We start from the raw sequence: 12782 nt of genomic DNA on the forward strand, positions 1-12782 counted from the left end.
TTCCGTATTTCTACTGTCTAGCGAACTATCCGCTTTTCCGACAGCCGCAACAATTTATCCGCGGTTTCAGAAGCATCCGTGCGGGTAAATATGGCCGGGAAATAATTGAAATAGCCCAGGAGCTCAGGCAGAGTCAGGGTTTTAACGTACTGATTTCCTCTATGGGCTTCAGTTGTCTGAGGCGCCGGTAGCTTATCTACACCGGTGGTATTATCAGTTTTGTCTGACAAACCCAGATTCCTGGTGATGGTGATTGCATTCAGAAAGCTTGCAGCCGCGCCTGTGAACTTTTGCTGGTGGATCACCTCCTCTATGCGCGTAAGGATCGGGAGAAAATCTTTGTCCTTGGGCTTCAGGGTCTTCTTAAAGTCCTTGAAAAAGCTGGTGGAACAGTCTAGATATAGGCATAGGCCATGGAGGGTATACGCCCTCATCCTGGGAAGTTTTACCCGATCAGCGTCTTTGCCTTTGAAGTCTATCTCTATCAGGGGTTCTTGTCACACCATTCGAAGTATTCGATGGCGGCTTCCCACATGAGTTCAGGAGTGGAAAACAATTTATCTCGGCCGTGTTTGGAACGGAGTTTCCAAAACTGGTTGCCTTTAGGTGCTGCCATATGTCTTGCTGGATTCTATTATGAATCAATGCAAAGCAAATCTATTGAAAATAAGGCAAGTGGTGTATCCATCTAAAGGAAGACCATTGAAACAAAGGACCAGATTCCGTTCAACCCTTACCTCTAACCTTTCAGTTTCTCCATTAAATCAGCTATTCTTTCCTCAACACTTGCCAATTGAGCTTCCGTGTCCTTAATTTGATTTTTATCGGCGATAGTTAGAACCTCCTTCTTGGATAATTCATCCAAACTCAAATAGAGGCCCCGTTTTAGGTTAAATAGCCTGTTCAACGTCGTTAGCAAAAGGTCGTCGCTTCGCCCTGGGTATGTTTTTCTTAAATAGTTATAGAGCCGATCACCTTTTTTCTCATTTCCATCATTTTCTATTACAATTCCTTGTTGTTCTACTGTCACGATCTCATCAATAGCTCTGGAACTAGCGGCTGTACCGGAAAATATTCTAGCTGAGTTAAGAAACATTTCAGTATTACAAAGATGAAAATCAACGCCCGTTTTTGCTTTCATTTCTTCACGCAATTCAAATCGCGTTCCGTGCTTCATACTTCGAACAGTCCCGTGCCAAATCCAGTCTTCCTTAATATCATTAGTAACGAATATTATTGACCGCTTCTGACTTTTCGCAAAATCGACAAGTTGATGCCAAATAATCAAATCGCCATATTTTCTTTTGTCCGATTTATCTTTTGCGTCGGCGTAGCCGGGAGGAACTTTTTCCGTATATCGCCGCTCACCGTCTTTGTATATTACTTCCAATGCCTTGTCATCAAATGGTTGCCCCACAATTTCGTCGGGAAATATATTTACAACGATATCATATATTTCATCTTTCTTTAATAACTCTTCGACTTGCTTCTGTTGACGTTGAAGATCAGCTATTGCATTGTTCAGTGCCTCTCGGAGATTATTTTCGTTTCCCTTTTCAAGGAACAGACTTGCAAACTTTGAATCGAACTTTCCTAAAACGGTTTGCAGCATTTTCGCATTCTCTTCAAGAGTGGAAATTTGACCTGCAATTATATCATATCTATTTCGATGGAATTCCAGGCCAACTTGATGAGGTAAAAATAGCCGCCCTTTCTGACTGCCTATAGCATTGATAATCTCATCTCGGGTAATCTTAGAATACCGATAGAGATTCAAAAGGACATTTGTATCGAATGCAAAATAGCAAGTCTTCCATAACTCGCTGAACCCATTAGGGTCTAATTTATTAAATGATGAAAATGTGCCTTTCATTCTTTGTTTTTGGAAATTGCTAGATAACACTATTTTCTTATAATGTCAAGGGGACTAATACGGATGATACTGAAGACAATATTTGCGATGTTTGCTAAATTATGGCATACAACTACATTCATGACGACAAGGGAATTGTTACCCGCGTATCATTGGAAGAACACAATGAGGACCCTTATCAATACCAGGGAGAGGTTACAACACCATCCAATGTAAAAATACCTTTCAAAGCGGGGTATGGTATTATACAATATACTCCACGAGAGCTCGGCGACCTTGAGCCATATAACTCCATCATTAATGAAGCAATTGCAGCTAGCGAAAAGGAAAATAAATCTTAGCCAATAATGACAGTTAAATGTTCACCTGCGGGGATGTTAATATCAATCGTTTGAGTTTTGTCATCCATCCACTGGCGAATAGTAATTGAAACGTCCGGAGCCCCGGGCTTGGCTTTGTATCTGATACTATGATGGTCATACATCGGTGATACAATTCCCGGACCAGCCCGCGACCTGGTACGACTTTGGCGATGCTGATATTAAGGGGCGGGCAAGGCCTTCTGTCAAAATCATAAGCTGTAGGCTTTACCATTGCTCCTTAACCAATCACATTGGTTTTTCAGTCAGCCCGCCCATCGCTGTCGCACTGTGGTGGGCTTTCTGCTATTCCGTCCTCAAAATAATACGAAAATTAGTTGATTTTGTCAAGGGGAATAATACGGGGAATCTGAAATATCAACTTGTTGAACTTTGTCTCATTAATGATGCAACTATGAGACCCACACAGCACCTGTTGCTTAAGACACCTCCATAGCAATTATCCGCCTACAATGCAGTCGATAAGCAACCAAGTTAACTTCTACAAAAATGCAATCAAATGAAACTAAAATCAAACCTTCTAATATTGCTTTTAATCTCACAAAATGCTTACTCTCAATTCAAAATACCCGATGTAATTGGAGCAATTACAAATCCATTTGGTGTGGCGGGATGGGCGGGATCCCAAGTTGCACAACAAATTGCACCAAACTCTGGCGCATCTCAGCTTCTAAATCCAACAACAACAATCATTAGAAATTTACCGAGTTCATTTGAGCAAACCAAGCAATTAGCACAACAAGCCCTTCGAAGTACAAACTGGCGCAACCTTACTGTGTTCACTCATCCTTGGTTCATCCAAGCACTTACTGCTGCTAAGTCAGCGAAACAAATGGGTCTCCTTAAAGACGACGATTGCTTCAGACTGGCCGAAGAAATTGCTAATGGATTCTCAGAATATGCTATCGCCGAAACCGGAAGTCCGATTGCATCAAATGAAATCACTCGGTTTGTCTCAACATTTGGAAACCAGGTTTGCGAAAATAGCAGCGTAGGACAACTTCAGGTTGATCCATCTCAAATTCAGGAAATTCGAATTCCATCAAGCGGCCAACCTACAGTCAAAATCGAAGGAAACACCTACCAATATAATCAAGTATATTCTGAAGCCCCAAGGCAATTTATTACTTGCACCGATGAAGTAAATGGTATTTACAATTTAACTGGCTATACTGATGGCAGATTCTTTACAACTTTACCAAATGGTCAATCAGCCCTACTCGGTGTGATTTGGAAAGATCCAACTGGACGCTTTGCATTTTTCATCAAAAGAAATGACTCCCCAGTTTGGTATTCAGTAGACTGGCAGGGGACAGTAAGGGGACCGAGTCCAAATGGCATGCAAATAATTACATGGGGACATTGCTCAACTCAATAAATCGTCAATAACATGAAGGTTCAAATTTCACTTGCCATAATTATTGCGTTAATAAACACAACTGGAAGCAACCGTGCAGTTTGTGATGAAAAGTTGCCGCTAAGTAGTCATGGCCCTAATGGATGGTGTGGCCCATGGCACAAAGACATTGACAGCGCTAAAGCCGATGCCGAAAATCACAATAAAAAATATGATCACAAAGCATCAGTTTGTACCGGTGAATGCCCCACCTGCCCAGTAAACTAGCTCACAGTTGACAGAATGCTTGTCATAGCGATAACTTAAGGTGATTACAGGACTGAAACTACCTTCACCACCCAACCCATAGGCATCTTTCCCCAGCATTCATCGTACACAGTCTTCCGTTTACCCGTCCGGACGATATACCAAAATAAGGTGACTGACTTCGGCTGCAGCTTGTGGTGGACGGTGATCAGGGCGAATGTGGTGTCAAGGTGTTCCTTTGTTCGTGTCGGGAAGACGGGAACCGCCACGCTAAACTGAAAAGTTTAACTAGGGCTCCCCTTCATACCGGTAACCCGGTATGTGGGGCCTTTCTGGTTTTCAATGATATCGGTTGTGTTGGAAACAACCAAAAGTCTGCTCAATCTTACCTATGGACGTTGTAGCCCGGACCGTTGATGTAGAATTTTTAAGATTCATTCTGATTTGCTATTTTGGATCTATAAGCCTTTCAGATGTTTAAATTTGACGTCGCGAACCTGAAATTTTACCAGGTTTATTCAATCTGCTCTATCATTTTCGCCGTATTAATAGCTCCTTTCTGGTTCATCATCCAATTTGCGCCACACTTTTTAGAGAAATTTGGAGGCCTTCCCAGCATAGTTGGATGCATTGCTATAGGTTCTCCGTTACTCATTAACAATTCGTATAATATTCCAGAATTCACGACGTCACCGGAATTCAACAGGTACGTTTCGTTATCTGTGGGGTCACTTTTAACAGCGTTAGTTCTTTACGGACCAAGCATCCCAACGGTATTCATTCATCTTAGTTTGAGGCACGCGTATTTCATTTCAATAGTTATTCAGTTGTTACTTTGGATAGCATTCTTATGTCTGCGAAAGGCTATCAAGTTTCCTTTAGTTCCTATTGCTGAATCCAAAGAAGCAACCTGATCATTACGCTGCTTTTTTATTATGTGTTTCAAATTTTTCAGCCATTGTCTCATAACACGCCCTCACGACATCAGGAACTACACTATTCCCGATGAATTTCTTTTGATCCGACTGGTTGCCGGATAGCTGGTAGTCAGCAGGGAAACCCTGGATCTTCAGAAGTTCCCCAACCCTGAGCATGCGCATTTTGATATCAACCAAGCCGAATAGGGCCATGAACTGTTTTATCTGGATGGCAATGGGCGAATCTTCGGGGTATACTGGAACCAACACTTCACCGCCTTCAACTTGCACCAAGTACAGTGGCGCCTTGTCCTGCCGGGCTACCACTACACAGCATGGTTCTTCTACACTTCCAGGATTTCCACACCATGAAGGATTTACCAGGTAGTGATGCTTGCGGTTGGCCTTAATGGTCGGGCTGGGCTCTTCGATCGACTTAAGTTTGTTATCGTAATTGGTCGGCATGATGAAGGGCACAGCTTCCACCAACCGGTGTTTATCATTGGGCATGACTGTGCCAGCCGGAGTTGCCAGTGACTGGTTTTGCATGTAGCCATAATGCCTGTCAATGAAGTACTGTGGTTGGACAAGCGCAATCCGATCCTTTGTAACCAGTGTCGGCGACGGGAATAGGTGCTGCTCACATTGTCACCTTTGCCGTAATAACAAGCAAGGAATTCGGCCTGAATAACCCCCAATTTGCTTTGCGCTGCAACTACCGGGCAAGGTTCCTCCAAAGACGGTGGCGTGTGCTTCCCATTTTTGTCAGTGCTGTTATACTTAAGAAGGGAAACGGGCTGCACCAGTGCATGATGATCTTTGCAAGTGATTGCACCTGCAGGCTGATCGACTGACAGATCCGAAAAGGATTTGGTCTGAATCAGTGCGCTGCTGCCAAAGGTTGTAACGGTCGGCCCGGGCGTTTCAACGCTGTTCACTTTCCCCTTCGGTTTCCCACTGAAATATTTGGACAGGAAAGCCTTGTCACCCTTCGCTACATATTTTACAAGGCCGGCATAGATCCGTTCCAGCGTTTTATCAGACAAAGGTTTCTTACGATTGAAGATGCTTTCCCCTTCATCCGCGAAATCCAGCACATCTTTCACTACTTTCCACTTCTGCAAGTTGCTGATGAACATCGAGCCTTTGGCAGTATTCTTTGAATGTGTGGGCTCCGGCCATACAATCGGCATACTAGGTCGGGCGAAGATCCCGAATAGCCGATTCCGGGACATATAGGCACCAAAGTTGGCACTGTTCAACTCTTTCCATTCATCACGGTAGCCGATTGAACAGATCTCCCTACGCCAACGTAACCAGCCCTTTCCTTCCTTCCGGCTGACAGGCTTCCCGTTTTCACCCAGTGGCCCCCAACTCATAAATTTCACGACGTTTTCGATCTGGATGTAGTCAGGCTTCAGTGCGACGATATACCGTTCTAGGTGATCAGCCAAAGTACGACTGTCAGCATCTCGCGGCTGGCCACCTTTTGCCTTACTGAAGTTGGTAGACTCCAAGGAAGCCCACAGGATCAGTCTTGCGTTCGGGTATAGCATTCGGTAGAAGGCAACTATCCGGATCAGATTGGTAAGGTCCAGGGTTCGTATGTCCTCTACAAAGTGGAAGACATCCGTATGATTCTGCCAGTGGGATTTTATCGCCAAAGTATCGTGATTAACACAGGCAATAACTTTGGCCACCTTCAATCCATGTCGCCTGGCCTTATCAATCCCGGTTGTCGTTCCCCCCGCTCCACAAAATAGATCCACTACGATAAATTCCGGTTCGGTTTCATCCCGCAGGATACTGTCCAACAGTTCATCAATATTCGATTCGGTTACTACGTGTGTCATGCTACCCTTCGCTTTTATGAAATCCTTCAATTTGATACAGATAGTCGGTGCTGATTCTGGTGCAGAAAGTGAATACGAACGGCACTGTTTTGCTGTGTTCAATAACTGCCTTTACGGCTTCGATAGTCTCGCACAGGATATGCCGGTTTACCTTGTTGGGTGGGGGGGTTGTCCTGCCTTCGCGGTTCAGGCATATCATGATCACCGTACCCGGACATAACAAGGGATCTCCACCATGATTCTCCATTCCTGCACCAGAACAACGACGTTGAATGGATGTTTCTCCAGCCGCTCACTGGCATCAGGGTGCATTTTATGCTGGTCAAAACGATGGGTAAGGGCGGCTGGCTGAATGAAAGTGCTATATGCCCTGGTCCTGGCTTACATGAAGGGGTTTATCAGTTCGTTTAAAGGAATGACCCATGCCCACGGTGACTGATTCCTGGATTCCACGCCGTTGATCGAGGACCATAGCAGTGTTTAAAAGCTTCAGCTGGGGTTCTTGACATATCAGCTCATTCCCAGCCATCCAGCCCGAATTTAGATAGCACTCCATCTTTTGTGAATTCACGAATATCCTCGGCTTTCGCATCTTCCTCGCTGATCTGCTGCAGCCGCTCTTTCATTATGTCGACTATCTTTGGAATAGGTTAGGAGGCATAGTCGACATTTTCCGAAATATCTTCTGTTTTGCAATCAGTGTAGCAACGTCTGACGAGGTGCAGAATGGCTTTTTCTCAATAATAAATAATAGCTATACCTGCAAACCAGAAATATCATAAATGAGCTTCTAACAAGGGAATTTCTTGTTCATATTATTCCGGATTCCGTTTTTTTTCGTTTATTTCAATCTAACCTGAATATTATGTCTGATTTCAAAGACACAATCTCTAAAATCGTGGCTTTTCGTGATGCGCGAGATTGGGAGCAGTTTCACAATGCCAAGGACCTTGCACTTGCGATCTCTATCGAAGCCGGTGAGTTGAACGAGCAATTTCTTTGGAAGGACGCAGCTGCTGCTAATAGAGAAAAGGTAAGAGAAGAATTGGCCGATATCCTTATTTATTCGTTCCTTCTTGCACATCAGCAGGAGTTGGATATAGCCAGTATAATTGAAGAGAAGTTGGCAGCCAACGACGCAAAGTACCCGGTAGACAAATCCAAAGGATCTTCGAAGAAGTATAACGAACATTGAACATAGTTATGATTGTCTATCAAAATAGAAAGTCCACTTTCCTGGAAGATATTTTAAGCAACCAAATAGAAGTAATTATTGCCCAGGCGGTTAAAAAGCAGTTGGGATTTGGTACTACAGAAAATGAGATCGAGTCGTGGAAGTATTCATTGCAATACATGAATAATATTCTGGCGGATGCTGAAATACCATCCGATTGTTGGGTGTCTATTGAGTATCGTATTCCTCAAACATCAAAGAGGGTTGATTTCATTATTACCGGAGTCAATGAACTTGGGAAGGAACATGCCGTTATTATCGAACTAAAGCAATGGAGCTCGGCACAGCTTACAACGAAGGATGCTGTTGTGATTACCTGGTTGGGTAAACGGGAACGGGAAGTGAGTCACCCGTCCTATCAGGCCTGGTCTTACGCAGCTTTATTGCAGGGCTTCAATGAGACAGTTTACAATGAATCGATTGAACTTAAACCATGCGCATACCTACATAATTATGAACGAGATGGCATTATAGACAATTCTTTCTATCAGGATTATATTGCTAAGGCACCACTTTTCTTGCGGTCGGACGCTTTGGAACTGCGGAAGTTTATCAAACAGTTTATAAGGTATGGCGACAAAAACAAGATATTATACCGTATCGACTCGGGAAAAATTAAACCGTCGAAAAGCCTCGCTGATAGCCTCGCCAAAATGCTTAAAGGTGCAAAAGAGTTTGTACTAATTGATGATCAGAAAATCGTATTCGAAACAGCTATCGCTTTGGCTAAACAATCTTCGGGCAACAATAAAAAATTGCTGATTGTTGAGGGTGGACCAGGAACAGGTAAAACGGTTGTTGCCATCAACCTTTTGGTGGCACTTACGCAGGCGGGATTACTCTCACAATATGTAACAAAGAATGCTGCTCCGAGAGCGGTTTATGAAAGCGTTTTAACAGGAACCTTACGCAAGACCCATATTTCGAACTTGTTCAAAGGATCCGGAGCATTTGTAGATGCGGCTGAGAATACTTTTGATTGCCTTATTGTTGACGAGGCGCATCGGTTAAATGAGAAGTCTGGGCTTTATGGAAATCTTGGAACTAACCAGGTCCGGGAAATTATCAACGCTTCCAGGTTTTCCGTATTTTTTATTGACGAAGATCAGCGGGTAACTTTAAATGATATTGGCCAGAAAGCTGAAATCCGTGCCTGGGCGGAAAGACTGGGAGTGCAGGTTTATGAAACAGACCTGCAATCGCAATTCCGTTGCAATGGTTCAGATGGCTATTTAGCATGGCTCGACCATTTGCTGCAGATCCGACCAACGGCAAATGATACACTAGATCGGGGCGAATATGATTTTCGCGTTTGCGATTCACCTAATGAATTGCGGAAGCTAATTGAAGAGCAGAATAATCGGAACAAGGCCAGAGTTGTAGCCGGCTATTGTTGGGATTGGAATAGTAAGAAGAACCCTTTGGCATGGGATATCGTAATCCCCGAACACGATTTCCGAATGCGCTGGAATCTTGCTGACTACGGTAGTCTATGGTTAATTGATCCAGACTCAGTCAGTGAGGCAGGCTGTATTCATACTTGCCAGGGGCTCGAACTCGACTACGTGGGCGTGATCCTTGGTCCCGATCTTGTCGTCAGGAATGGGCGAGTAGTTACCGAGCCAGCGAAGCGAAGTAAGATGGATAAATCCATATTTGGTTGGAAGAAGCGTCTGGTTGAAGACAACGAAAGTGGTTCCCGGTTTCTGGATCAGATTATCCGCAATACCTATCGAACATTGATGACTAGGGGGATGAAAGGTTGTTATGTTTGGAGTGCTGATCCGGCGACAAATGAGTGGTTAAAACGTTCAATTTCCAATAATGGTTATAAGCAAGAAGATGGGGTACTTTCACTTGTTGCGGAAGAATAGTTAATATTAATGTTTAAGTTTTTTTTAGGATTAGTCAAGCCGGGATTCTTCTGAAAGTTACCGTGGCTTGAAAGGCTTTCAATTATAGGACCTTCATTGCCTGGTAGTCAAAGATTAAGTGAGGGATTTAGATTAAATAAGACACTAATTTTATTGATTTTATCTGCTTCTAACTTGAAGTTGTAGTTCTTTATTAGGTAAGTTTCAATTTCATCAACAGTAGGTACATCACCGTCGTTAAATGAATATTCAGGAAAGTGTTTTTGGTTTTCGTGGGCCCAAGGTTTTGGTTCAGTAACTATGAAAGTTCCCGTGCCCCTCTTGTAATATATCATGAAATGCTTTTTGTTCTTCTTCATAATAAATAGTGTTATATCGCTAAGTCGTTGAACAGATTTGTCAATTGTTATTCCACATACTAGCCCCCATTATTAATGTACCTAATAATAATGTAATCATCAGCGATATCATAGCCTACTACCAGATTGCCTATAGCAACTAACTCTTGCAAAACAGGTTCTCTGACATCAGTCCTTTTCAACAGTGCTATTGTCGGCCAAAGCCTTGCCCAAATTTATAGACGACTGTCAAAACCTTAATTAATTGTTCAGCCGGAATCTTGGATAGGCTTTCCAAAACTGCAAGCCTATAACCATTCCTATCAAAATTGTTCTAATTGTAATCATTGTATCAAATCCGGAGCAAGTTGGCCCCCTTCAGGTTTAGGTTTTTCATTTCACTATAGCTCTATTTGGAATTAATGCATTTCCGTTTCTAAACTCTTCCACCAAATAAAAATGTTCAAGCAATGGATCTTGCCAGTATTCTGCGGCTGCATGCTCAAGTAGGATAATCTGAAATCCGTTCTTATATTCCTCCAAGATGTTACTTACAAACGTATTTAGTAATGCAAAAGCATCCTTCAATGTCTTTCTATCGTCATCCTCCACATCCTCAATATCAGAATTATTCTTGTCAAAATAGGGCTGGCTGGGCTGGTCCAAAATCAAAAATTGCGGAACATATCTTTCCTCTAACTTTATCAACAATTCATGAATGCCTAAAAACAATGCAAGATGAAGAAACATATAATTTGACTTGCTACCGATCAAGGTAGGGAGGGGAGAATCAGGCTTTCTTAGCTTTAGGACCTTTTCTTTAACATCAAAAGTCACTTTGTAACCTTCATAGACTCCCATTGAGTGGATTAGGCCATAGTACTTTTGCACGGACTCCTCCAACATATCCAACAAATTTTTTCTAATTTCATCTGTGTTCTTCAACTCTTGCTTTAAATGTTCCAATTCTTCTTCCAAAAGGTAGATATCAGAAGTAGTTTCATCATCCAGCCATTTACTGCGATAGAAGGCAAGCTGAGCCTTTAACTCCCCAATGAATATGAACTTTTGTATCTCACCAATTTGTTCATAAGGATTAACTGAATAGTTCGAAAGCTCAAGATCAACAGTCTCTAGTTGTTTTCGCAAATCACTCAAATGTCCGGAAATACGCAAGGGTATGTTCTTCCGATCGGCTAACAATTCTTTCACCTTAGTTAACGACTCTTCAAGCGAAAGTAAAAACCTGTTTACTTCTAATGATGGGATAATCTCGCTATAATTATCTATCAAATAATCAATAGGTAGCAAACTATCTCTACTCTCATTCAAATGATTTCGATACTGAACATACTCCGTTTCGAATTTTTCAATTCTGCGAATTTGCCGGACTAGACTTCTCTTTTCCCCCTCAAGCTGTTCCTTCCTTATTATGTTCTGACTTAAATTTGTGGACGTAAATCCGTTGATTAATGTCTCTAATACAACAACTGCTTCCTCGAACGTATATAGTTTTTGATCAATAAGGTTTAGCGTTTGAGCATAATGTGCCAATTGAATTACTTCGCGGTTGAAATTTGACTCCTTCTTACTTGCTAGTTCTTTCCTCTTCTCATTTCTTATCAGATCCTTTTCAATTGAATCTATTTTTTCTTTAATTAGAACATTCCCAATATCATCAACGCCAATAACCAGGTAAAATATTCTATCCAATGCCTCTCGATACTTTTCTCGGTCCTTATATAAATCAAAATCAAAATAAATTTTAGTGTGCGCTATAGTATCTTCTGACAAAGTATTAAATAATAGAAAATACCTGAAGGATACTTTTTGTCCAACTTTTAATTTCTTTCCTCCATAAGGAATGACAATATTTTCATTTACGCCAAATTCCGCCTCAAGGATTCCCTTTAGTTTATTGAAATCAATATTCTTTTCTATTGTTTCAGGAACTACTCCATCACTAGAAAAATAGATGTCCTTTGACCCAGCACCTCCACTACCTTTTCTTCGAATAATCAAAAAATTCTTATCGTTGATTGAAAACCCAAGGCCATACCAAGAAACGGACTCATTAATAACTTCTTCGGTTATACTACAGTAGCTTGATAACAAACAATAGTCAATAATTGAAATAATGCTTGATTTCCCTTTGCTTTTCTCCCCAGTAATGACATTAACCTTGTTGTTTAGGAAATTAATCTCCCTTTTTTCCGCACCATTTTCAAACCAAAGTGTTATTGTTTTTATGTAGAATTTCATAATTGCACCCCCAATTTGTAATAAAGTGATGAGCTAGAATCATCGCCAAACATTCCAATTAATTTGTCGATTGCCGTTAATATTTTTGCATATCTGTCCCCACCTTGTTTTGCCGGAATAAAAGCATGCGACTTGTACGCAATTACTCCTCCTTCTAGCTTAACCATGTGCGATTCCATGAGTATACCCATCGCATTCACAGACAATGGCAAGAACTCTTTGTATCGCTGATTAAATCCTATTAACAACTCGGGGAAAGATGCGTGAATTTCCTCAACACTTCGCAGAAGTGCTTTTCCCGACAGTTTTTTCAATGTTGGATCATGCAGGAGAAAAGGAAGTACCAGCAAGGTATTTCCCAGCTCAATTGTTTCTTTTTTAGAAATATATTCGATCAGAACAACTGACGCAAGTGCTTCGTTATTGTAAATAAATTTTCCAGGCATCT

At 41.9% G+C, this 12782-nt stretch carries 12 protein-coding genes; 4 read left to right on the forward strand and 8 right to left on the reverse strand.

Annotated features, from left to right (window positions below; translation table 11 throughout):
- Positions 1 to 17: 17 nt before the first annotated feature.
- From FPE01S_RS24675 to FPE01S_RS06785, 3 genes are all read right to left on the reverse strand, one after another.
- On the reverse strand, positions 18 to 488 hold the full coding sequence (locus FPE01S_RS24675; protein WP_083990153.1) for a terminase small subunit: 471 nt from the start codon (positions 486 to 488) through the stop codon (positions 18 to 20).
- On the reverse strand, positions 485 to 616 hold the full coding sequence (locus FPE01S_RS25830; protein WP_157473914.1) for a terminase small subunit: 132 nt from the start codon (positions 614 to 616) through the stop codon (positions 485 to 487). Before FPE01S_RS25830 ends, FPE01S_RS24675 begins: the two co-directional genes overlap by 4 nt.
- 123 nt (positions 617 to 739) lie before the next feature.
- Positions 740 to 1873 (reverse strand): PIN domain-containing protein, encoded by a 1134-nt coding sequence (locus FPE01S_RS06785; protein WP_046368023.1) that lies wholly within the window; start codon positions 1871 to 1873, stop codon positions 740 to 742.
- A gap of 101 nt (positions 1874 to 1974) precedes the next feature.
- On the opposite strand from FPE01S_RS06785, the gene FPE01S_RS06790 reads away from it, so the two are divergent.
- Both FPE01S_RS06790 and FPE01S_RS06795 read left to right on the forward strand, forming a co-directional pair.
- Positions 1975 to 2214 carry a hypothetical protein gene (locus tag FPE01S_RS06790; RefSeq protein WP_046368024.1) on the forward strand — a complete coding sequence of 80 codons (240 nt, stop codon included), beginning with the start codon at positions 1975 to 1977 and terminating at the stop codon, positions 2212 to 2214.
- Positions 2215 to 2752: 538 nt separating this feature from the next.
- Positions 2753 to 3631: a hypothetical protein gene (locus FPE01S_RS06795; RefSeq protein WP_046368025.1), complete on the forward strand. Its 879-nt coding sequence runs from the start codon at positions 2753 to 2755 to the stop codon at positions 3629 to 3631.
- A 1142-nt stretch (positions 3632 to 4773) separates the two neighbouring features.
- Here the strand turns inward: FPE01S_RS06795 and FPE01S_RS25835 are convergent.
- Both FPE01S_RS25835 and FPE01S_RS06810 read right to left on the reverse strand, forming a co-directional pair.
- Positions 4774 to 5100, reverse strand: coding sequence for a DNA cytosine methyltransferase (locus tag FPE01S_RS25835; RefSeq protein WP_046368027.1), 327 nt, complete (start codon positions 5098 to 5100; stop codon positions 4774 to 4776).
- 50 nt (positions 5101 to 5150) lie between these two features.
- Entirely contained in the window at positions 5151 to 6728 is a 1578-nt protein-coding gene (locus tag FPE01S_RS06810; RefSeq protein WP_217998173.1) for a DNA cytosine methyltransferase, read from the reverse strand.
- Positions 6729 to 7491: 763 nt separating this feature from the next.
- On the opposite strand from FPE01S_RS06810, the gene FPE01S_RS06820 reads away from it, so the two are divergent.
- Both FPE01S_RS06820 and FPE01S_RS06825 read left to right on the forward strand, forming a co-directional pair.
- A complete protein-coding gene (locus tag FPE01S_RS06820) occupies positions 7492 to 7821 on the forward strand; it encodes a nucleotide pyrophosphohydrolase (RefSeq protein WP_046368029.1) in 330 nt (109 codons plus the stop codon).
- Between the two features lie 8 nt (positions 7822 to 7829).
- Positions 7830 to 9734 carry a DUF2075 domain-containing protein gene (locus FPE01S_RS06825; RefSeq protein WP_046368030.1) on the forward strand — a complete coding sequence of 635 codons (1905 nt, stop codon included), beginning with the start codon at positions 7830 to 7832 and terminating at the stop codon, positions 9732 to 9734.
- A 107-nt stretch (positions 9735 to 9841) separates the two neighbouring features.
- Here the strand turns inward: FPE01S_RS06825 and FPE01S_RS06830 are convergent, their stop codons facing one another.
- The 3 genes from FPE01S_RS06830 to FPE01S_RS06840 all read right to left on the reverse strand — a co-directional run bounded on the left by FPE01S_RS06830 (position 9842) and on the right by FPE01S_RS06840 (position 12780).
- Positions 9842 to 10093, reverse strand: a complete 252-nt coding sequence (locus FPE01S_RS06830; protein ID WP_046368031.1) for a hypothetical protein — start codon at positions 10091 to 10093, stop codon at positions 9842 to 9844.
- A gap of 372 nt (positions 10094 to 10465) precedes the next feature.
- On the reverse strand, positions 10466 to 12334 hold the full coding sequence (locus FPE01S_RS06835; RefSeq protein WP_046368032.1) for a DUF3732 domain-containing protein: 1869 nt from the start codon (positions 12332 to 12334) through the stop codon (positions 10466 to 10468).
- Positions 12331 to 12780 (reverse strand): three component ABC system middle component, encoded by a 450-nt coding sequence (locus tag FPE01S_RS06840; protein ID WP_157473916.1) that lies wholly within the window; start codon positions 12778 to 12780, stop codon positions 12331 to 12333. Before FPE01S_RS06840 ends, FPE01S_RS06835 begins: the two co-directional genes overlap by 4 nt.
- Positions 12781 to 12782 lie beyond the last annotated feature (2 nt).

The organism is Flavihumibacter petaseus NBRC 106054, assembly GCF_000974785.1.
Lineage (GTDB): Bacteria > Bacteroidota > Bacteroidia > Chitinophagales > Chitinophagaceae > Flavihumibacter > Flavihumibacter petaseus.

What these genes read in the sequence shown, in the direction of transcription:
- FPE01S_RS06790 (WP_046368024.1), top strand. Translation starts at nt 1,975, where the DNA reads ATGGCATACAACTACATTCATGACGACAAGGGAATTGTTACCCGCGTA.
- FPE01S_RS06795 (WP_046368025.1), top strand. Translation starts at nt 2,753, where the DNA reads ATGAAACTAAAATCAAACCTTCTAATATTGCTTTTAATCTCACAAAAT.
- FPE01S_RS06820 (WP_046368029.1), top strand. Translation starts at nt 7,492, where the DNA reads ATGTCTGATTTCAAAGACACAATCTCTAAAATCGTGGCTTTTCGTGAT.
- FPE01S_RS06835 (WP_046368032.1), bottom strand. Translation starts at nt 12,334, where the DNA reads ATGAAATTCTACATAAAAACAATAACACTTTGGTTTGAAAATGGTGCG.
- FPE01S_RS25830 (WP_157473914.1), bottom strand. Translation starts at nt 616, where the DNA reads ATGGCAGCACCTAAAGGCAACCAGTTTTGGAAACTCCGTTCCAAACAC.
- FPE01S_RS06825 (WP_046368030.1), top strand. Translation starts at nt 7,830, where the DNA reads ATGATTGTCTATCAAAATAGAAAGTCCACTTTCCTGGAAGATATTTTA.
- FPE01S_RS06840 (WP_157473916.1), bottom strand. Translation starts at nt 12,780, where the DNA reads ATGCCTGGAAAATTTATTTACAATAACGAAGCACTTGCGTCAGTTGTT.
- FPE01S_RS06830 (WP_046368031.1), bottom strand. Translation starts at nt 10,093, where the DNA reads ATGAAGAAGAACAAAAAGCATTTCATGATATATTACAAGAGGGGCACG.
- FPE01S_RS06785 (WP_046368023.1), bottom strand. Translation starts at nt 1,873, where the DNA reads ATGAAAGGCACATTTTCATCATTTAATAAATTAGACCCTAATGGGTTC.